The 21,446-nt window shown below is 35.3% G+C and carries 14 protein-coding genes; 11 read left to right on the top strand and 3 right to left on the bottom strand.

Translation table 11 applies throughout. The features are described 5' to 3' along the window. Positions 1-9: 9 nt before the first annotated feature. From CDH49_RS03545 to CDH49_RS03560, 4 genes are all read left to right on the top strand, one after another. Positions 10-3,522: an efflux RND transporter permease subunit gene (locus CDH49_RS03545; RefSeq protein WP_100613982.1), complete on the top strand. Its 3,513-nt coding sequence runs from the start codon at positions 10-12 to the stop codon at positions 3,520-3,522. A 102-nt stretch (positions 3,523-3,624) separates the two neighbouring features. Next, positions 3,625-5,388: an aspartate--tRNA ligase gene (gene aspS, locus CDH49_RS03550; protein WP_100613984.1), complete on the top strand. Its 1,764-nt coding sequence runs from the start codon at positions 3,625-3,627 to the stop codon at positions 5,386-5,388. 16 nt (positions 5,389-5,404) lie between these two features. Beyond that, positions 5,405-7,219: a chloride channel protein gene (locus tag CDH49_RS03555; RefSeq protein ID WP_394344560.1), complete on the top strand. Its 1,815-nt coding sequence runs from the start codon at positions 5,405-5,407 to the stop codon at positions 7,217-7,219. Positions 7,220-7,222: 3 nt separating this feature from the next. Beyond that, positions 7,223-7,456, top strand: coding sequence for a hypothetical protein (locus CDH49_RS03560; RefSeq protein ID WP_100613985.1), 234 nt, complete (start codon positions 7,223-7,225; stop codon positions 7,454-7,456). A gap of 94 nt (positions 7,457-7,550) precedes the next feature. Here CDH49_RS03560 and CDH49_RS03565 read toward each other — a convergent pair whose 3' ends face one another. Beyond that, the gene (locus CDH49_RS03565) at positions 7,551-8,000 is read right to left on the bottom strand and encodes a nucleoside deaminase (RefSeq protein WP_100613987.1); all 450 of its coding nucleotides are present in this window, start codon (positions 7,998-8,000) and stop codon (positions 7,551-7,553) included. Positions 8,001-8,039: 39 nt separating this feature from the next. Between CDH49_RS03565 and dxs the strand changes: the two genes are divergently transcribed. Next, positions 8,040-9,809: a 1-deoxy-D-xylulose-5-phosphate synthase gene (gene dxs / locus CDH49_RS03570; protein ID WP_100613989.1), complete on the top strand. Its 1,770-nt coding sequence runs from the start codon at positions 8,040-8,042 to the stop codon at positions 9,807-9,809. Here dxs and dgt read toward each other — a convergent pair. Then, a complete protein-coding gene (dgt, locus tag CDH49_RS03575) occupies positions 9,806-11,146 on the bottom strand; it encodes a dGTP triphosphohydrolase (RefSeq protein ID WP_100613991.1) in 1,341 nt (446 codons plus the stop codon). The two genes, dxs and dgt, sit on opposite strands and share 4 nt — an antisense overlap. 246 nt (positions 11,147-11,392) lie before the next feature. Here dgt and CDH49_RS03580 point away from each other — a divergent pair, with 246 nt between their 5' ends. The 4 genes from CDH49_RS03580 to CDH49_RS03595 all read left to right on the top strand — a co-directional run bounded on the left by CDH49_RS03580 (position 11,393) and on the right by CDH49_RS03595 (position 16,966). Beyond that, positions 11,393-11,782, top strand: a complete 390-nt coding sequence (locus CDH49_RS03580) for a carboxypeptidase-like regulatory domain-containing protein (RefSeq protein WP_100613993.1) — start codon at positions 11,393-11,395, stop codon at positions 11,780-11,782. A 255-nt stretch (positions 11,783-12,037) separates the two neighbouring features. Continuing rightward, positions 12,038-14,851 carry a TonB-dependent receptor gene (locus tag CDH49_RS03585; RefSeq protein ID WP_100613995.1) on the top strand — a complete coding sequence of 938 codons (2,814 nt, stop codon included), beginning with the start codon at positions 12,038-12,040 and terminating at the stop codon, positions 14,849-14,851. Positions 14,852-14,892: 41 nt separating this feature from the next. Then, complete coding sequence (locus CDH49_RS03590; protein ID WP_100613996.1) at positions 14,893-16,305, top strand: hypothetical protein; 1,413 nt, start codon at positions 14,893-14,895, stop codon at positions 16,303-16,305. Between the two features lie 67 nt (positions 16,306-16,372). Next, positions 16,373-16,966 (top strand): hypothetical protein, encoded by a 594-nt coding sequence (locus tag CDH49_RS03595; protein ID WP_100613998.1) that lies wholly within the window; start codon positions 16,373-16,375, stop codon positions 16,964-16,966. A gap of 82 nt (positions 16,967-17,048) precedes the next feature. Here CDH49_RS03595 and CDH49_RS03600 read toward each other — a convergent pair whose 3' ends face one another. Next, positions 17,049-17,399: a toxin-antitoxin system YwqK family antitoxin gene (locus tag CDH49_RS03600; RefSeq protein WP_100614479.1), complete on the bottom strand. Its 351-nt coding sequence runs from the start codon at positions 17,397-17,399 to the stop codon at positions 17,049-17,051. 386 nt (positions 17,400-17,785) lie between these two features. Here CDH49_RS03600 and CDH49_RS03605 point away from each other — a divergent pair, with 386 nt between their 5' ends. Continuing rightward, entirely contained in the window at positions 17,786-18,988 is a 1,203-nt protein-coding gene (locus CDH49_RS03605; protein WP_100614000.1) for a porin, read from the top strand. Positions 18,989-19,142: 154 nt separating this feature from the next. Then, positions 19,143-21,428 (top strand): inorganic phosphate transporter, encoded by a 2,286-nt coding sequence (locus tag CDH49_RS03610; protein WP_100614002.1) that lies wholly within the window; start codon positions 19,143-19,145, stop codon positions 21,426-21,428. The last annotated feature ends 18 nt before the right edge of the window (positions 21,429-21,446 follow it).

A 21,446-nucleotide genomic window follows, 5' to 3' on the forward strand; every position in this document is an offset into this window, starting at 1 on the left:
GAAAACGCCATGAGTAAACAAAAAAAACAAGTTGATAAAGAATTTAGCATGTCCTCATGGGCAATTCACAATAAAACCTCTATGTATGTGGTGATGGTGGTTATTTTCTTTTTAGGTGTAACAGCCTATTTTAACATGCCAAGGGAAAATTTTCCTGAAGTACACGAAACAAAAATATACATAAGCTCTCTCTATCCTGGTAATACAGCAGAAGATATTGAGAAACTAATCACAGATCCTTTAGAGGAAAAGCTAAAAACAGTGAGTAATGTAGTGGAAATTACCTCTACATCGCAAGAAGATTACTCAATGATTGTTGTAGAATTTGATGAAGGTATTAGCGTTGAACTTGCAAAACAAAAAGTAGAGGATGAAATAAGTACCGAAACATCTAGTGAAGATTGGCCAACATTTAATGGCGCGAAGATTGAACCGAATGTGTTCGAATTAAGTCTATCTGAAGAGATGCCCATATTAAACATCAATATATCTGGAGATTATCCTATAGATAAATTGAAGGAGTATGGAGAGTATCTAGAAGATGAAATTGAAAGTCTTATCGAAATTAAACAAGTTGATATTCGTGGTGCTCAGGAAAAAGAAGTTGAAGTTGCTGTAGATATATATAAGATGATGGCATCACAAGTAAGTTTTGATGATGTTATTGGTGCCATTAATAATGGGAACATGACGATGTCTGCCGGGAATCTTATCGCGAGCGGACAGCGAAGAACCATCAGGATTATTGGGGAAATTGATAAGCCTTCCGACCTTGAAAGCTTTGTTGTGAAGTCTGAAAACGAAAACCCTATTTATTTAACTGATATTGCAAAAGTAACCTTTCAGGATAAAGATAAAACGACCTATGCTAGGGAATATGATGCCTCCATAGGTGAAGGTGCACCCGTTGTGATGTTGGATGTTAAAAAACGTTCGGGTCAAAATGAAGTAGCCGCCGTAGAGCAAATCAGAAAAATTGTTGAAGAAGCCAAAACCAATGTGTTTCCTTCAAACTTAAAAGTGAATATCACTAACGATCAATCCTCTAAAACCTTAGGACAAGTGGACGATTTGGTTAATAATATCATTTTTGGTATTATGTTGGTGGTGGGTGTTTTAATGTTCTTTTTAGGATTTAAAAATGCGCTTTTTGTTGGGTTTGCCATTCCCATGTCTATGTTCATGTCCATAATGATTTTAAATACGTTAGGATACACGATGAATACCATGATTCTTTTCGGATTGATTATGGGACTTGGTATGTTGGTTGATAACGGGATTGTTTTAGTGGAGAACGTATATCGCTTGATGGAAGATGAAGGAATGAACCGTGTAGATGCCGCTAAAAAAGGGATTGGTGAAATAGCCATGCCTATTATTATTTCAACGGCAACAACGGTTGCAGCATTCGTTCCGCTAGGCTTATGGCCCGGACTTATGGGGCAGTTTATGATTTATTTTCCAATTACGCTATCGGTTGTATTGGGTTCTTCCTTAATTGTTGCTATATTTTTCAATTCAGTATTGGTATCTCAATTGATGACTACGGAGGATAAGGCCATGCCAAAAGACCGTATCATTAAAATAACCTCCATAATTTCAGTTATAGGTATTCTCATTTTAATTTTTGGAGGCGCTTATAGAGGTTTAGGAGGCGTTATGGTATTTACGGCAATCATGCTTTGGATTTATAGATTGGTCATTAGAAACATGGCGAATAATTTTCAAGCCAAAACCTTGGTGAGATTAGAGAATGCTTATGAGAAAACGTTGAAAAGCGCTTTAAAAGGTAAACGCCCTTATTTCATATCTATTGGTACATTTTTGCTCCTTATCATTGCTTTTGTAGCTTTTGGAGTGTCTATGGCAACCCAACGGACCAAAGTGGAGTTTTTCCCCGATAACAAGCCCAATCAAATTATAGTTTATATTGAGTATCCAGAAGGAACGGACATCAATAAAACCAACGAGATTACCAAAGACATAGAAAACAAAGTTTATAAGGTAATTAATGAAGGCATGTATATTGAGGATGGCAAAAACTTCATGGTAGAAAGTGCCGTATCCCAAGTGGGTGAAGGTGCTGGGAATCCGCAAACCGATGGAGGTTCTGCGGCTGAAATGCCCCATAAAGCAAAAATTACAGCTTCCATGCGTGAGTATAAATATCGCAATGGCGAGGATAGTGAATTAATGCGTCAAAAAGTGCAACAAGCATTAGTGGGGATTTATCCGGGCGTATTAATTTCTGTTGAAAAAGATGCGGCAGGACCACCAGCAGGGTCACCAATTAATATTGAATTGCAAGGAGACGATTACTCAGAATTAATTGCGAAAGCTGAGCAAATGCGTGACTTTATTAAATCTAAAAACATAGGTGGTATTGATGAATTAAAGATTGATGTTAATAAAGACAAACCAAGTATGCAAGTACTGGTTGACAGGAAAAAAGCGGGTGAGCTAGGCGTGAGTAGCGGACAAGTTGGTCAACAACTTAGAAATTCCATTTTTGGCGCGAAAGCTGGTGTTTATAAAGAAGCCGGTGAAGATTATGATATTTATGTCCGTTTTAATGAAGACAATAGATATAATAAAAGTGCCATTTTCAATCAAAATATTACGTTCAGGGATATGGCTTCTGGCCAAATTAGGGCCATACCCGTTTCAACTGTAGCGAGTCAAAGCAACAATTCTGGTTATAATGCCATTAAGCATAAACAAGCAAAACGTGTAGTAACGTTGTATTCTGCATTGTCTCCAGGCTATACCGATGCGGGTGCCGTGGTACAACAAATTCAAAATGAAATGAAAAATTTTGAAGGTCTGCCAAGCACTATTAAAGTAGATTATACAGGACAGATTGAAGAACAAAATAAAGAACAAGCCTTTTTAATGAGTGCCTTTTTTAAAGGATTGGCATTGATTTTCTTCATTCTTATTTTTCAATTCAATTCGGTTTCAAAACCTGCCATCATTATGTCGGCTGTTTTCTTAAGTCTTATCGGCGTTTTTGGAGGTATTGTAATCACTGGATCGCCATTTGTTATCATGATGACTATGATGGGAATTATTTCCTTAGCTGGTATTGTGGTAAATAATGGCGTGGTGCTACTAGATTATGCCCAATTATTAATAGATAGAAAAAAGTATGAATTGGGTCTAGACGATGACGAATATCTACAAGCAAGCGATTTATTTGATTGTATCGTCGTTGCAGGTAAAGCGCGTTTGCGTCCCGTATTGTTAACGGCCATTACAACTATTTTAGGATTAATTCCGTTGGCTATCGGTTTAAACATTAACTTTTTCACACTGTTTAGTGAGTTCAACCCACATATTTATATTGGTGGTGATAACGTTATTTTCTGGGGGCCTTTGGCATGGACGGTTATTTACGGACTATTTATTGCCACATTCTTAACCCTTGTTGTTGTGCCTATATTATTTTATTTAGTAACCTTATTTAAAATGTGGTTAAAAAGTAAAACAAGTTCCGCGGAGATTAAAGTTCAAGAAATATAGGTATACCTAAATTCGATTGATACTAAAACCCTCAAAATTGTTTGAGGGTTTTTATTTTATAATCACTTAACTTGCTTAAATTTGCACTTCAATTTTCAAACTATGTACAGAAGTCATCATTGTGGCGAATTAAGAGCTGAAAATATTAACGAAACCGTGACACTTTCAGGGTGGGTTCAAAAATCAAGGGACAAAGGTTTTATTGTCTGGGTAGATTTGCGCGATCGTTACGGCATTACCCAATTGGTTTTTGATGAAGAACGTACCTCAAAAGAAATGATGCTGAAAGCCCAAAATTTAGGGCGTGAATTTGTTATTCAAGTAAAAGGAACCGTTATTGAACGTGCTTCCAAAAACCCAAATATCACAACTGGAGACATCGAAATATTGGTTTCAGAATTAACTATTTTGAATGAAGCTTTGTTGCCACCGTTTACTATTGAAGACAAAACCGATGGTGGTGAAGAATTACGCATGAAATACCGCTATTTGGATATTCGTCGTAATCCTGTAAAAAACAGTTTGATTTTTAGGCACAAAGTAGCTCAAGAAGTTCGCAAATATTTATCTAACGAAGGGTTTATTGAAGTGGAAACGCCTTATTTAATAAAATCTACTCCTGAAGGTGCGCGCGATTTTGTGGTACCAAGTAGAATGAATACAGGGCAATTTTATGCACTGCCACAATCACCACAAACCTTCAAACAACTATTGATGGTTGGTGGCATGGATAAATATTTTCAAATCGTTAAATGTTTTAGGGATGAAGATTTACGTGCCGATAGACAACCAGAATTCACACAAATAGATTGTGAAATGGCGTTTGTGGAGCAAGAAGATATTTTAAATGTTTTTGAAGGCCTAACTCGCTATTTACTTAAAGAAGTTAATGGTGTTGAGGTTAAGGAATTTCCAAGAATGTTATACGATGATGCGATGCGTTTATATGGAAATGATAAACCAGATATTCGTTTTGGAATGCAGTTTTGCCCCCTAAGCACCGAAGAAGGAACCTTCGAACCAAAAGGATTCCCTGTTTTTGATAATTCAGAAATGGTGCTAGCCATAAATGTTGAAAATTGTGCTTCTTATACTCGGAAACAATTAGACGAATTAACAGATTGGGTTAAACGTCCTCAAATAGGAGCCAACGGATTGATTTATGTAAGATATAATGAAGATGGCACACTCAAATCTTCAGTAGATAAATTCTTTGATGAAGCTGTTTTAAAAACTTGGGCAGAAAAATGCCATTCGAAACCAGGCGATTTAATGTTGATTCTTTCCGGAGAAACCAATAAAACCAGAACACAACTTTCCGCCTTGCGCATGGAATTGGCAGAACGTTTAGGCTTACGTAAACCAAACGAGTTTGCACCACTTTGGGTATTGGATTTCCCTTTATTGGAATGGGATGAAGAAACCAAACGTTACCATGCGATGCACCATCCGTTCACATCTCCAAAACCAGGACAAATAGAATTATTAAAAACAAATCCTGGGGATGTAAAAGCCAATGCCTACGATTTGGTTCTTAACGGAAATGAAATAGGCGGGGGTTCTATTCGTATTCATGATAAAAAAACGCAAGCTTTAATGTTTGATTATTTAGGTTTTACACCTGAAGAGGCTAAGTCGCAATTCGGGTTTTTAATGGATGCCTTTCAATATGGTGCGCCACCACACGGCGGTTTAGCTTTTGGGTTGGATAGGTTGGTGGCTATTTTAGGCGGACAGGAAACCATTCGCGATTTTATTGCATTCCCGAAAAATAATTCGGGGCGTGATGTGATGATTGATGCGCCGGCACCGCTGGACGATAAGCAATTGGAAGAACTGAGCTTAAAGCTTAATCTAAAAAAATAAAAATCAATCCTGCTTCATGCAGGATTTTTTACTAGATTTAATTATGCCGAAAGAAACCATTTTAAAACACATCCTAATTTGGAGAGCAAAGCACATCTCTCACAGACAGTTTGTATATATTTTAAGTATTGTAGTTGGTTTTACTTCAGGGGTTGGTGCCGTTATATTAAAAAACTTAACCCACTTTTTTCAGCATATTTTAGAAGGGAATCTGGTAAAATATTACCATCATGCCTTTTACTTTTTATTTCCCATCCTGGGACTAACCATTGTTTATCTTGTTATGAAATATGTGATAAGAAACAAAGTCAGCCATGGGATTCCATCAACCCTTTATGCCATTTCCAAACGTAAAGGGATTATGAAGCAACACCAAATGTTTGGTTCTATTTTAACAGCCCCACTTACCGTTGGTTTTGGTGGTTCTGTGGGTCTGGAAGGACCAACAGTTGCCACGGGAGCAGCTATTGGGTCAAACATTTCTAGAATGTTTCATATGAACCAAACGACTAGAAATTTACTAATAGGTTGCGCCGCTGCTGGTGCCATGTCTTCTATTTTTAAAGCCCCCATCGCCGCTATTATTTTTGCTATTGAAGTGTTTAGTTTAGATTTAACCATAGCGTCTTTATTACCATTATTATTAGCATCACTTTCAGCGATATTGACCTCTTATTTTTTCTTTGGTGATGACATCTTATTGCCATTTAAAATTGAAGATAAGTTCGTCATTCAAGATGCGCCTTTTTATATGGTTCTGGGCGTTGCCGCGGCATTTACATCTATTTATTTCGCACAGGTATATGACCGCATTAATAAGTTTTTTGAAAAAATAAAATCGCCTATCAAACGACTGCTTCTCGGCGGTGTCCTTTTGGGTATTTTGATATTTTTTATTCCGCCACTTTATGGTGAAGGTTTTGAGGTTATCAATAACTTAATAGCAGGAAATCCAGAGAAGGCCTTAGAAAACAATTTTTTACAAATGGATTTAACCAATGTATGGATTGTTATTGGTCTGTTAGCTGGATTGGTTTTCTTTAAAATTATAGCCAGTTGTCTCACGTTTGGAGCAGGAGGTGTGGGAGGTATTTTTGCACCTACACTTTTTATGGGCAGTATTATGGGGAATTGCATGGCTAAGATTATTAATAATAGTGGTTTTATAAACACACCAATTTCCGAAAGTAATTTTACTTTGGTTGGCATGGCAGGTTTATTGGCGGGCGTTTTACATGCACCACTAACGGCCATCTTCTTAATTGCAGAGCTTACCAGTGGTTATGAATTGTTTATTCCTTTAATGTTGACAGCTACGATTTCGTTTATTATCACAAAATATTTCAGTCCGCATTCTGTTTATAATATGGAGCTTGGCAGAAAAGGAGAACTTATCACACACGATAAAGATCATGCGGTATTATCGTTTATGGATATCGATAAAGTGATTGAAACCAATTTTGTGAGTATCACATCCAATATGAATTTAGGGGAAATAGTCCATACGGCTGTCATTAAATCCAATAGAAATATATTTCCCGTCATTGATGCTAAAACAAAACAATTGGTGGGTATTATTCTTTTAGATGATTTAAGACCGATTATGTTTGATCAAGATTTATATACGGAAATCAGAGCACATGAAATCATGCAACCCGCTCCAGAAATAATTGATATGGATAAAGATAAAATGACCGATATTATGAAGAAATTCCAAGATAGCAGTGCTTGGAATCTCCCAGTTGTAAAAGGAGATGTGTATGTTGGTTTCATTTCAAAATCCAAACTATTAACGGCTTACAGAAGACAACTTATTAATTTTACGAATTAAAACATGAAATACTTTATCATCTTTTTATTTATAGCAACTTTAGGAAGTATCGTTACTGGATTTATTATTGAATCCGAATATTCGCAAAAATTCATTGGTTTTGGTGTTTTAGGACTGTTTTTTGTAGCTTTTCCAGTATTTGCCTATTACCGTTGGAAAGATAAAGACATTAAGGATTACATGCTCACCAAGGAAAATTTAGATAAAATGCGGGAGCGACGGGATAAAGAAAAGTAATAGTAAACAAGCGTTATTATCAGCTTGTTTAGAATCGCACATCTTACTTCTGTATTGAATGAGACCCTGAAACAAGTTCAGGGTGACAAAGAAATTAATTCAAATTTCGCCGTTCAATAAAAAACCGTTTCAAAAGCTCTGACGCTTCGGCTTCCATAATACCCCCTTTAATAGTTGTTTTTGGGTGAAGTTTCGTGTTTAAATGAATGCAACCACGTTCCATGTCCCTAGCGCCGTAAACGATATGGGAGATCTGACTCCAATACAAGGCACCAGCACACATTTGGCAAGGCTCTAAAGTGACATATAACGTGCATTTTTGAAGATATTTACCTCCTAAAAAATTAGCCGCGGCAGTAATGGCTTGCATTTCTGCATGCGCTGTGACATCGGTTAAGGTTTCGGTGAGGTTATGGCCTCGGGCAATCACTTTATTATCAATAACAATCACGGCACCTACAGGAACCTCACCTTTATTATAAGCAACTTCAGCTTCCTGAAATGCTTTTTTCATAAAATAGATGTCGTCAAAAGGTTCTATCATAATAACAAAAATACAAATTCATTCTTGTACTTTTGCCAAGTGCAAAATTCAATTTTAGACCATATTAATTCGCCAACCGAACTTCGTCTTTTAAACCAAAAAGACTTGCCTCAACTTGCCCAAGAATTACGGGAGTTTATCATCAATATTGTAGCTACCAAAGAAGGGCATTTAGGCGCGAGTTTGGGTGTGATAGAACTAACCATTGCCTTGCATTATGTGTTTAATACCCCCGACGATTTACTTATTTGGGATGTGGGCCATCAAGCATACGGTCATAAAATTTTAACAGGTAGAAAAGACAGCTTTCACACCAACAGACAGCTTGATGGTGTTAGTGGATTTCCAAAACGAAGCGAAAGTGTGTATGATGCGTTTGGTGTTGGGCATGCCTCAACCTCTATTTCGGCAGCTTTGGGCATGGCGATTGCTTCCCAATTACATGGCGATTTAGAAAAGCAACACATCGCAGTGATTGGAGATGCTTCCATCGCTAGCGGCATGGCTTTTGAAGGCTTGAATCATGCAGGCGTTACCGATGCGAATGTGTTGGTTATTTTAAATGATAATGCCATCGGCATCGACCCAAGCGTTGGTGCTTTGAAGCAGTATTTAACCAATGTTAAGAAAGGCATTCAGAAAAAAAATAACATCATTAAAGCCTTGAATTTTGATTATTCAGGACCCATTGACGGCCATGATATTGATAAAATTATTTCAGAATTAAAGCGTTTAAAAACGATTAAAGGTCCGAAGTTTTTACACATCATTACCACTAAAGGCAAAGGTTTAAAACAAGCGGAAGAAAATCAAGTAAAATACCACGCGCCAGGAAGGTTTGATGCTGTAACGGGTGATTTAATTTCGAAATCCACTTCTGAACAACCACCTAAATATCAAGATGTGTTTGGTTATACCATCGTGGAACTTGCAAAGGCCAACAGCAAGATTGTTGGGATTACACCTGCGATGCCAACGGGAAGTTCGTTAAAATATATGATGGATGTTTTTCCAGACCGTGCGTTTGATGTGGGCATAGCCGAACAACATGCCGTAACTTTAGCAGCGGGTATGGCGACCCAAGGATTGATACCGTTTTGTAATATCTATTCCACGTTTTTGCAGCGTGCTTACGACCAGATTATCCATGATGTGGCTTTACAACAATTGCCTGTTATTTTTTGTTTGGATCGTGCCGGATTGGTGGGTGAAGATGGCGCCACGCATCATGGCGTTTTTGACATGTCGTATTTAAGGTGTATTCCCAATCTCATCATTTTTGCACCTAGAAATGAGGTGGAGTTACGCAACATCATGTACACCGCACAACTTGGTTTGCAACAGCCTATTGCCATAAGATATCCCAGAGGACAAGGCATTACTTTAGATTGGAAACAACCATTTTCTAAAATAGAGATTGGTAAAGGCATTCAACTAAAAGATGGTAAAAAAATAGCGGTTTTAAGTATAGGAACAATTACTAAGAATGTCAGCGATGCTATTGAAAAAACGGAGAATCCTGATGATATCGCACATTACGATATGCGTTTTGTAAAACCTCTGGATGAGGTATTATTGCACACTATTTTAAAAACGTTCGATACTATTTTCACTATTGAAGACAATAGCATTAAAGGTGGTTTTGGAAGTGCTGTTTTAGAGTTTGCATCAACACATAATTATAAAAAAAATATTAAGCTTTTGGGTATTCCAGACATGTTTATTGAACATGGTACTGTTACCGAACTTCACAAAAGTATTGGGTTGGATTCAGAAAGTATAGCCAAGTTTTTAAATTCGTTTTCTTAAAACTCAAACCCCTTTATTTTTCTATATTCTAAAATAGCTTTACTATCTGAAAGCAAAGACACGTAAAAACACACATTAGACAAACGTTTGTACAAACTTGAATTTTCGATGTTTATGGTTTTTGGAAGACTTTTAAAGATAAGCTTGTCGTAATTGGAAGCCGTGCCATCAAACATATTATTTATGGCATTGGTATAGGTCGCTAAAAGCGTATTTAAAACGCCATAACCAGCGATTTCTTTATCAACTACCTCGGTAGATTGATAAATATTTTCAACACTGATTTTAATAATATCCTTTATCTGCGCATCATATTTGCTTTTGTCTAGCAAAGCACAATCGAAGTCCCCATTTAAAATGGCATCTTCATATTTCATAAAAATGTCCACCGCTTCATTTATTAAAGACCCAATGGCAAGTGCACGTAAATAGCCTATTCTGTCTTCTTTAGTCGAAAGGGCATAATAATTCTCTGGTTTAATATTATCTCGTATAATTTTTGATAGATATTCCAAAGCAAATTCTTCTTGAATGAGTCCTAGGTTGATACCATCTTCAAAATCGATGATGGTATAGCAAATATCATCGGCAGCTTCTACTAAAAAGGCTAACGGATGGCGCGAAAAACTCAAGTCTTCATTACTGCGTTTTACCAAACCCAATTCGGATGCGATATCTACAAAAGCCTCTTTATCGCTTTGAAAAAAACCATATTTTTTATCGGCAATATGAGTGGTTGGTTTTTTAGGAAGCGACTCTTTAGGGTATTTTGTAAAAGCGCCCAGGGTGGCATAACTTAAACGTAATCCGCCACTTCTTCCTGCTCGGCTTTCAGTTAAAATTTTAAATCCGTTAGCATTTCCCTCAAAATCACATAAATCTTGGTATTCTTTTGTGGTGAGTTGGCTTTTGTATTTACTTCCTTCTCCAGTTTTAAAAAATTCGCCAATCGCTTTTTCACCAGAATGTCCGAATGGCGGATTTCCAATATCGTGCGCCAAAGCTGCTGCCGCTACAATAGCACCAAAATCGTTTGCTTGATAACCATGAACGTTTTGTAAATGAGGGTGCTTTTCCAATAATTTTTTACCAACCAATCGTCCTAAAGAACGCCCTACCACACTCACTTCCAAACTGTGCGTTAAACGGGTGTGAACAAAGTCGGTTTGTGATAAGGGAATTACCTGTGTTTTATCTTGCAAGCTTCTAAATTCTGAAGAGAAAATCACGCGATCATAATCTACTTCAAACCCCAAACGGGTTTCATCTTGTTCTTTTCTAATGCGTTTATTGGTATCGCCAAAGCGCTTTAAGGATAATAATTGTTCCCAGTTCATGGTATGGATTTAAGTAAGGCAAGATAAAGAAATTCAGTTAAAATAAAACCTGACTTTCATGTGTTGATATTATTTGTTTTTTAAAGGTCTCATGCAATCGCTAAATCCACATCGGTGTTTTATGCTTCTAAATCATAGCGATTTGGTAACATTAAACTAACATTTTAATGACCGTTGCTTAATATTTAGGTAACATTCTCTTGGTGATAAAGCTTTTTATTTGCACTGTTATTATTTGTCTATTTTATGAAAAGTCTTTTTTACTTATTTATGATGTTATTTGCCACGGTTAACTATGCCCAGAATACAGGCTTAATCGTTGGTAAAGTAATGGACAATGAACTAGATAATACGCCTTTAGTATTTGCAAATGTTTCCCTTAAGGGTAATTCAACAGAAGCTCAAACAGACTTAACAGGCTTGTTCCTTATTGAAAATTTAGAAGCTGGTGATTACACCTTGGTTTTTAGTTTTCCGGGTTACGAAACCCAGGAAATTAAAGTTCATGTAGATGGTCTACAGCCAATTGAATTACAAGTGTCTTTAGCAGCAAGTACCATTTCTTTATCAGAACTAGTTTCTTTAGCTAGCACTTCAAAAAAGGAAGACACTACTTTTAAGGCTTCCAATAACTAAACTAAGTTACTTTCAAAAAGTAGGGTTAAGCAGTTTTTCATATTCTTTTTTTGTTTCAAAGTTACCATGTTTAACTATCATGTTGCATTATTTTGCAACCTGTTTTTCAATGTTAACTTAACGTTTCTTTTTTTAAAAAAACACCCTTTTTCATAACATACTAGTAACTGTTTTTTGAAGTAGGTTTAACTTTTACATAACCTCATCTTTACATAGTGGCGGTTTCTTTGCATCAAAATATTTAGATACCAACACATGAAAAAACTATTATTTTATTTAACCCTGTTTACAACATCCCTTATTTATTCTCAAACAGGTTCAGGTTCTATAGCTGGAAAAATTACTGATAAAGATTATAACAATGAACCGCTTGCATTTGCAACCATCGTAATTAAAAACACATCCATAGGAGCTATTTCTGATATAGATGGAAACTACTCGGTAAAAAACCTAGATCCAGGAGTTTACACCGTAGTAGTAAGTTTCGTGGGGTATGAAACCATTGAAGTACCAAATGTTAAAGTTGAAAATAAGAAAGTAACCCAAGTTAATATACCAATCGCTGCTGGAACTGTAAGCTTAGACGACGTAGTTATTAGTGCTCCAAGACGAAGTAACACAGAAAGCGCTGTGTTAATTGAAATGCAGCAAGCAAAACAAATTATCAATGCCATCTCATCGGAACAAATCACAAGAGGAACTGATGGAAATGCTGCTGAGGCTGTACAACGTGTTCCAGGTGTTACCATAGTAGATGGGAAATTTGTAATGATTAGAGGATTGAATGAGCGTTATAATAATGTGCTCATTAATAATTCTATTGCGCCAAGCACGGAAGTGGATAAACGTACGTTCTCGTTTGATTTAATCCCGACAGATGCTATTGATAAAATATTAATATACAAAACTGCTTCTGCTGATAAACCTGGAGATTTTTCAGGGGGTGTTATCAGCTTGACGACTTCAGAAATCATTACAGATTTCACAAGAGTCAATATAGGCGTTGGCTACAGAAACAATAGTACTTTTGAAGATTATTTTCAAAGTAGAGGTTCTGCTACGGATGGTCTTGGATTTGACCGAAATTTTAGAGCATTGCCAAGAGGGTTTCCGAGTAAATCACAGATAAATGATTTGCCAGGAGTTAATACGGCAGCCAATCAATTGCTTCAAAATAATTTTAATCCTACAGAATCCATGGCCTGGTTAGACCATAGCCTTGGATTAAGTTTTGGAAGAGTCAAGAATTTTGAAAACGGCGTAAGGTTATCATCTATCAATAGTATAAACCATTCTAACGGGTATCAATATTTTTCAAGACAGTTTAATCGTTACACAACATTAAATCCAGGCGAAACCAGACCGCCGCAATGGTTAAATTATATTGATGACACTTATAAAAATGAAACAAAAATCACAGCATTATCAAACTGGATTTTAAGATTGAACGAAAATAATACGCTTAAATTTAAAAATCTATTCAATCAAATAGGTGAGAATGAAACCATACTTCGTACAGGGAATAACTTTCTTCAAAGGGGGAATGATTTATTTAAAAACTATTTGTTAGGTTATAAAGCAAGAACCATATATGTGGGTCAGTTTGAAGGAGAACACAAATTATCGCCTTCTAACAAAATTGATTGGGTTTTGGGAGGCAATTACATTTATGAATCTGAACCAGACTTAAGGCGTTTTAGAACTATACAAGCTGCAGATACTCCAAATGCACCTTTTGAAATGATTGACCCAGCATCCTCCAATTTATTTGATACGGGTAGATATTTTGGACAATTGGAAGAATATGCATTTAACAACGCTGCAAACTTCACGCATACATTTAATAACATAGAAGATGAAGATGCTGGTAGCAGCGCTATATTAAAAGCAGGTTATTTGGTTGACTACAGAAAAAGAAATTTTGACGCTCGCTATTTTTCGTACTTGTTACCGGGTTATGTTACAGACAATAGAAATGAATTAAAACAACTGCCATTAACAGATATTTTTAATGCTGTCAATGTAAATCCAAATGACGGTTGGATACTTAGTGAAGGTACAAGACCTATCGACTCTTATGAAGCAAGTAACTTTTTAACAGCAGGTTACCTATATGCACAAGTGCCATTGAATAAGTTTGATATTTCAGGTGGTGTGCGTGTAGAGCACAACATTCAACAGTTAAACAGTAGCACAGATACCGAACCAGTAGAGGTTGATAATCCTATTACATCTGTATTGCCATCATTTAACGTGTCTTACAACTTAAGTGATCGTTCCATATTGAGATTGGCTTATGGCAAAACAGTTAACAGGCCTGAGTTTAGGGAAATTGCACCGTTCGTGTTTTATGATTACAAAAATGAAGCAGGGAGACGTGGTAATTCTGATCTTGAAACAGCAGAGATTGATAATATAGATTTACGATACGAGTTTTATCCTAACATGGGAGAAACCATGAGTTTGGGATTATTCTATAAAAATTTCAAAAATCCTATTGAAAATGTTACGGAGATTACAACAGAACAGCCTCAATTCTTGTATGATAATGCAGAAAGCGCATATAATTATGGTGTTGAAATAGAAATTCGTAAATCATTTAAAGATATTTCAGATAATCCATTTATTAGTAAATTATCTACAAACATCAATGCATCATACATCGTATCAGAGGTTGACTTAGGGAGCAATGTAACCTCACAAGATCAAAAGAGAGCATTACAAGGACAATCACCTTACATTATAAATGCGGCATTAGGATATGAGGATGAAAATGGATTTTCGGCCAATTTAATTTATAACCGTTTTGGTGATCGAATCTTCTCTGTTGGAGATAATAACTTCCCAACAATATATGAGCTTTCAAGAGATAATATCGATTTCACTATTTCTAAAAAATTCAAAAATGTCACCTATAAATTAGGTATTCAAGATTTATTGAATGCTAAATATCAATTCTTTGAAGATTCAAACAGAGATGAACAAATCAGAAAGAATATTGATAACGCTACTTCTGTTTTCAAAAGAGGAACGCTGTTCACATTTAATGTTACTTATAATCTTAATTAAAAAAACAAATACTAATACACAATTAATTTAAACTGATAATCATGAAAAAAAATCTAATTTACTTTGCTAGCATCCTTTTTTCAATGCTCGCTATAATGTCTTGTAGTGTTAATGATACCCCACCTATTACTATTATTGTTGAAAATCCTGGTGGTGGTGGAGTTCCAGAAGAAGAATATGTTGAGTTACAAGGAAACCTAGAAACACAAACACTTACAAATGACAACAAATACTTACTTATTGGTCAGGTATTTGTTAGAGAAAATCAAATATTAACGATTGAGCCAGGAACTGTTATTTTTGGTGATAAAGGTTCAAAAGGAACCTTAATAATTGATAGAGGTGGTATGATAATGGCTGAAGGAACTGCTAATGAGCCTATTGTATTTACATCAGCTTTAGCTCCGGGTTCAAGAGACAGAGGCGATTGGGGTGGAATTGTTATATTAGGTTATGCACCTAACAATCAAGCAAATCCTGTTATTGAAGGTATTACGCCATCTGTTAATTTTGGTGGTACTGATGACGCTGATAACTCTGGTATTTTAAAATATGTACGTGTAGAATTTGCTGGTATTGAATTAACACCAAATAATGAAACCAACTCGATTACTTTAGGTAGTGTTGGTAGTGGCACGCAAATGGATTATTGCCAAGTTTCTTGGGGTGGTGATGATGGTTTTGAATGGTTTGGAGGTTCTGTAAATTCAAAACACCTTATTGCTTTTGGAATGTGGGATGATTGTTTTGACGTAGATTTTGGGTTTACTGGTAAAGTACAGTTTGGTTTATCTGTGAGATATGGTAGTTATGCAGATCAATCTGGTTCTAATATTTTTGAAACTGATAATGGTCCAAACGACAACTTAACTACTTTATTAACAACAGGTGTGTTTTCTAACGTTACTGGTATTGGTCCAAGATTAACAAATAGCCAATCAATCAATGGTAATTACCAACACGCTTTAGACTTAAGAAGGAGAACAGCACTTACTATTGCTAACTCAGTATTTGTTGGTATGCCAAGAGGTATCCGTATGAACCAACAATCGGTTTACGATAATTATAACACTAATACTGGTGCATTGTTGAACAATATTATGGTTGCCCCTGCAACTACTTATTCTGTTGGTTCTGGTATGACTGCTACAGCTGCAAATGTGCAAACCTTATGGGAAGCAACGAACACTATGATTACAGATACAGACTTTAATGCTGTTTATGCTGCTTTAGGTTTAAACCAAAATATTTTCTTTGGAGCTAATACAAGTACTGGTTATTCAAATAGCGCGACATTTACTGTAACTTCAGGAACATTAGCTACTGGTGCTGATTTTACTAACGCAAAATTAACAGATGCATTCTTTACGCCTACAACTTACAGAGGTGCTTTTGGTGCAACTGATTGGACTGATGGTTGGGCTGAGTTTAACCCTATCCAAAAAGCTTACTAAAAATTAATTTTTTTATATTTGAAAGAGCTTAATCTATCGGGTTAAGCTCTTTTTTATAATATCACTTATGAAATATCTTGTTTTAATATTACTTTTTATTCCCTTGGTATCCTGTCAAAATAAAGAATTTGACATAAATCCGAAAATATATCTTACCGCAGATGAAGAAGAAGCGTTCAAATATGCCATTATTAGGTATGTGGATAGACTAGCGCCAAAAGCATCACATGAAACCAAGTTTGATAAGCAATTTGATTCTAATTATCAATCACAGGCTAAGCAAGTAGATCTATTGTTTTATTATGAAGATAAAGGGGATATTTACTTCGCCATTACTAAGATTGCACCAAGTTTAAAATTGAAAAAAGTGGCAACAGTTGGAAAGTTAACAATGGATAAGGATAAAATTATCACTCATTATGAAGAAATTTTCCGAACCTATAAAATGGAAGAAGAGCCATTAAAACAAAAAACGGCGTTGATGTTTAAGGATGTTATCCAGAAAAATGATATTCAGAAATATGAATTTAAAAACTCTAAACCGGAGGAATATATTGAATTTCCTGATGCCAATACGTATTACGATACTGAACAACGCCAGTGGATTTCAACATTAGAAAATCCTTACGAGTCTTTAAAGAAAGCATCTCAAAATCAATAGTGACCTTATATGTAATAACAAAGCACAAAAAAGGGTTTCAATCTAATTGAAACCCTTTTCTAATTGCCTTGGTTAATAAAATCTAAAATTCTGAATTAGAATTTCTATCCGATTCTTTTAAACTAGCAATTACATTGTCTTTGTAATCAACTTCTTTTATAGTTTCATTGGTGTAATAAAACCACTTGCCGACTTTTTTACCATTATCATAATTTCCAGAAACAACTTTTTTGCCTGCTGTATCAAAACTTAACCACTCACCTTGTAATTTACCATCTGCAGTGAAAGTCCCTGTTTGACTTACCACTCCATTGTCATGATAATAAACTGCTTCAATTAAATTAGTGTCAGTGTTATGTTTTAAATCTTTCTTTTGTTGTCCAAAAGAAACCACAGTAATTAAAAGGGCAAAAAACAAAATACATTTCTTCATAATTATGGGGGTTTTTAACATTATACAACAAATATAGCTATTTGGTAACATTAAAACAACATTTAAATAACATTAAATTAACTTTAAGCTTTTAATTAACTGTATTTCAATTATTTAAATGTGTAAAATTTAACATTGGAATATTAATAATTAGTTAATGTTAATATTACAATTAGCTAAACTTAAAGAATGACATTAGCAAAGTCTTAAGACACAATAATTAGTTTTTCATATAATCAATTAGTTTTTGTCGACTACATTATCATGATTCCTAATGAGCTGCCTTAGGCCAAGGCAGCTTTTTTTTGTTGTTAACTTAATTATTAGGAAACATTTAATTAACATTGGCTTTGGTTATTTGCACCGACAAAAACTAAAAATTACCAATGAAAAAACTCCTAGTAGTAATTACTATTGTGCACTGTTGTTCATTAATTTCTTTTGCGCAAAATAATTTAGTATCTAATGATACAATTGATAAAGAATGGTACCAAGAAATAAATTTAAGGGGCTATGCCCAATTAAGATATAACGGACTCATTCAAACAAACCCAGATTTAACCTGCGAACAATGCGATAAATCTTGGGGAGGCGATAGTGATTTCTTTTTTAGACGTATCCGATTAGTATTTTACGGACAAATTCATCCAAGAGTTTACTTTTATATACAGCCCGATTTTGCAAGTGCTTCTGGCTCTAATCAACATTTCGGACAAATTCGCGATGCTTATGTTGATGTTGGTTTAGACTCAAAAAATGAGTTTCGTTTTAGAGTAGGACAAAGTAAAGTGCCTTTTGGTTTTGAAAACATGCAATCTAGTCAAAATAGGTTAACGTTAGATCGTAACGATGGTTTAAATAGTGCTGTAAGAAACGAACGTGATTTGGGTATATTTTTCTATTGGGCTCCAAAAAAAATCCGTGAGCGTTTCTCAATGTTGGTAAAAGATGGGTATAAAGGTTCGGGCGATTACGGTGTTTTGGGCTTGGGTGTTTACAACGGACAAACGGCAAATTTAGAAGAACTGAACAATAAAAAGCACATTGTTGCTCGCTTAGCATATCCTTTTGAAATTGGTACGCAAATTTTTGAGGCTGGAATTCAAGCTTATACTGGTGACTATACTATTGATAGCAAACAAATATCGGAAGGGGTTCAGCATAGAGAAGACAATACTTACATAGACCAACGTTTTGCCGTATCTGCTATATTATACCCAAAACCTTTTGGTATTCAAGCCGAGTATAATTTTGGTAAAGGCCCCGAGTTTAATAAAGTTAGTAATAGTATAGAAGTTCAAAACCTACATGGGGGTTATCTTACATTAAATGCCATGTTGCCAATCAATAAACAATTAATATATCCATTTGCTAAAGTACAGTATTACAATGGAGGCAAAAAGCATGAACTTGATGCCAGAAGCTATGAGGTAAAAGAACTTGAATTGGGGGTAGAGTGGCAACCTTATAAAAGTATAGAGCTTGTTGCCATGTACACGTTCTCCGATAGAAGATATGAGGATTTCATAAATCCAGATAATCACCAAGTAGGAAGCTTATTGCGCTTACAGTTTCAAGTAAACTTTTAAAGATTCCAATTATATATAGCAGTTAATTAATTCGTTTGTTTTAATGTCCTAGCTTAATAATTAATTTCAAATTGAATTAAGCAATAAAAAATAACAATTGCGTAACTTAGCTTATTGAAATACATAAGATATTTGCAAACTTATTTGTTAAATTATGGAAAACATTTACTTGTACATGATTATTGCCCTGGGCATTTTAGCAGTTGCTGATTTGGTAGTAGGAGTAAGCAATGATGCTGTAAATTTTTTAAATTCTGCGATAGGTTCAAAAGCTGTACCTGTTAAAATCATCATGATTGTAGCCTCTGTTGGCCTCATTCTTGGAGCCGTATTTTCAAACGGTATGATGGAAATTGCACGTGAAGGGATTTTGAATCCTTCCATGTTTAGTTTCAACGAAATCATGATTATTTTCATGGCCGTTATGATAGCCGACATATTGCTATTGGATTTTTTCAATAGTTTAGGTTTGCCAACATCAACAACGGTTTCTATTGTATTCGATTTATTGGGAGCTTCCGTAGCCATGGCGCTTATAAAAGTGTACGGTATTGATGGAACTTTTACAGACATCTATAATTATATTAATACAGATAAGGCAACAGAAATTATATATGGTATTCTGCTTTCTGTGGTTATTGCATTTTCTGTGGGTTCTTTTGTTCAATATGTCGCAAGAGCCTTTTTGTCGTTCAAGTTTCAACATCATGGCAATTGGGTTAATGTTTTAATGGGTGGTATTGCGGCATCTGCTATTACCTATTTTATCATCATAAAGGGACTTAAAAGCACATCTTTTATAGATGCAGATACCTTAAATTATATCAAAAATAATACATTGACCATTTTAGCTGTCAATTTTGCGTTTTGGATTGCTTTCAGTGCCATATTAACCAGTATTTTTAAAGTCAATATTTATAAATTCATTATTCTTATTGGAACCTTTGCCCTGGCATTAGCCTTTGCTGGGAATGATTTGGTAAACTTTGTTGGTGTTCCAATTACCGCATGGCAATCCTTTGAATTATGGCAAGCATCTGGTGTTTCTGATACCTTGTATAACATGAGTAGTCTTAAAGGAGATGCCAGCACACCTACTTTTCTATTGGTTATTTCAGGGATTATAATGGTAGTGACGCTTTGGCTTTCCAAAAAGTCAAGATATGTTACACAAACTGAATTAAATCTTTCTCGTGAGGGGGATGCCAAAGAGCGTTTTGAACCCAATTATTTATCGCGTGCCATAGTACGTTCTTCAGTGGCATTATCTAACGGTTATAGATACATTTTACCAAATTCGATACATGAAAAGATAAACAAGCGCTTTGAAAAAGAGAATACTAATGTATCTGCGAAAGACAATGCCGACTTGCCTGCATTTGACCTAGTGAGAGCCTCCATAAACTTAATTGTATCTAGTATTTTAATAGCGGCGGCAACGTCCATGAAATTACCATTATCAACCACGTATGTGACGTTTATGGTAGCCATGGGTACATCTTTAGCTGATAGAGCCTGGAATAACGAAACGGCCGTTTACCGTGTTGCTGGTGTGCTTAATGTGATAGCTGGATGGTTCTTAACCGCAGTAATTGCTTTTGTGGTTGCAGGAACTTTGGCCTATCTTATGTATATTGGCGGACCAATTGCAATAGGTGTTTTATTCCTAATAGCTGGTTTTCTTATCGTTAAAAGCTCCATTAGCTTTACTAAAAAAATGAATTCCGACAAAACATCAGACCGTTTGCATTCTTCTGAAAGCAGCTCCATACAAGGTGTTATTCATGAAAGTGCCGATAACATTGCCAATGTAGTTAAACGTGGAAATAAAATCTACACAAATGCTATAAATGGATTGGCTCTACAGGATTTATCATTATTAAAAAAGAATGATAAACAAATTGCAAAATTATCTGCTGAGGTTGATGAATTGCGCGATAACATCTTCTATTTTATCAAAAACTTAGATGAGTCCAGTGTTGCGGCTAGTAATTTTTACATCCATATTTTAGCATATTTACAAGATATTGTACAGTCTTTAGAATACATATCTAAAGTGAGTTATAAGCATGTTAATAACAATCATAAAAAATTAAAGTTCAATCAAATAAAAGAATTAAAGGAAATTGACACCCGATTCGACACTTTTTTTAATAATACGCAAAATGCTTTTGAGTCAAGATCTTTTGAGCAAATTGGGGTTATTTTAGGAAGAAAAGAAGAGATTTTAGGGTTGGTAACATCCAAAATTCAAAAACAGGTCAACCGTACCCGTTCTGAAGAGACAAGCCCAAAGAACACAACCTTATATTTTAGTCTTTTGTTAGAAACCAAGGATTTATTGAACGCAACTATGAATCTTTTAGAAGAATACCATAAATCACATGATGCTTCTGTAAAACCAGCAAAAAAAGTAGCTTCATCGGAAGAAGAGGAATAGAACTGTTTTTTCATATAA

This window comes from Confluentibacter citreus, from assembly GCF_002807055.1.
In the GTDB taxonomy this organism is placed as follows: Bacteria; Bacteroidota; Bacteroidia; order Flavobacteriales; family Flavobacteriaceae; genus Confluentibacter; species Confluentibacter citreus.

Bases quoted from the DNA above. Each gene is read 5' to 3' on its own strand.
- CDH49_RS03565 (WP_100613987.1), bottom strand. From the start codon at position 8,000: ATGATAGAACCTTTTGACGACATCTATTTTATGAAAAAAGCATTTCAG.
- aspS (WP_100613984.1), top strand. From the start codon at position 3,625: ATGTACAGAAGTCATCATTGTGGCGAATTAAGAGCTGAAAATATTAAC.
- CDH49_RS03560 (WP_100613985.1), top strand. From the start codon at position 7,223: ATGAAATACTTTATCATCTTTTTATTTATAGCAACTTTAGGAAGTATC.
- CDH49_RS03555 (WP_394344560.1), top strand. From the start codon at position 5,405: ATGCAGGATTTTTTACTAGATTTAATTATGCCGAAAGAAACCATTTTA.
- CDH49_RS03580 (WP_100613993.1), top strand. From the start codon at position 11,393: ATGAAAAGTCTTTTTTACTTATTTATGATGTTATTTGCCACGGTTAAC.
- CDH49_RS03610 (WP_100614002.1), top strand. From the start codon at position 19,143: ATGGAAAACATTTACTTGTACATGATTATTGCCCTGGGCATTTTAGCA.
- CDH49_RS03590 (WP_100613996.1), top strand. From the start codon at position 14,893: ATGAAAAAAAATCTAATTTACTTTGCTAGCATCCTTTTTTCAATGCTC.
- CDH49_RS03585 (WP_100613995.1), top strand. From the start codon at position 12,038: ATGAAAAAACTATTATTTTATTTAACCCTGTTTACAACATCCCTTATT.
- dgt (WP_100613991.1), bottom strand. From the start codon at position 11,146: ATGAACTGGGAACAATTATTATCCTTAAAGCGCTTTGGCGATACCAAT.
- CDH49_RS03605 (WP_100614000.1), top strand. From the start codon at position 17,786: ATGAAAAAACTCCTAGTAGTAATTACTATTGTGCACTGTTGTTCATTA.
- CDH49_RS03600 (WP_100614479.1), bottom strand. From the start codon at position 17,399: ATGAAGAAATGTATTTTGTTTTTTGCCCTTTTAATTACTGTGGTTTCT.
- CDH49_RS03595 (WP_100613998.1), top strand. From the start codon at position 16,373: ATGAAATATCTTGTTTTAATATTACTTTTTATTCCCTTGGTATCCTGT.
- CDH49_RS03545 (WP_100613982.1), top strand. From the start codon at position 10: ATGAGTAAACAAAAAAAACAAGTTGATAAAGAATTTAGCATGTCCTCA.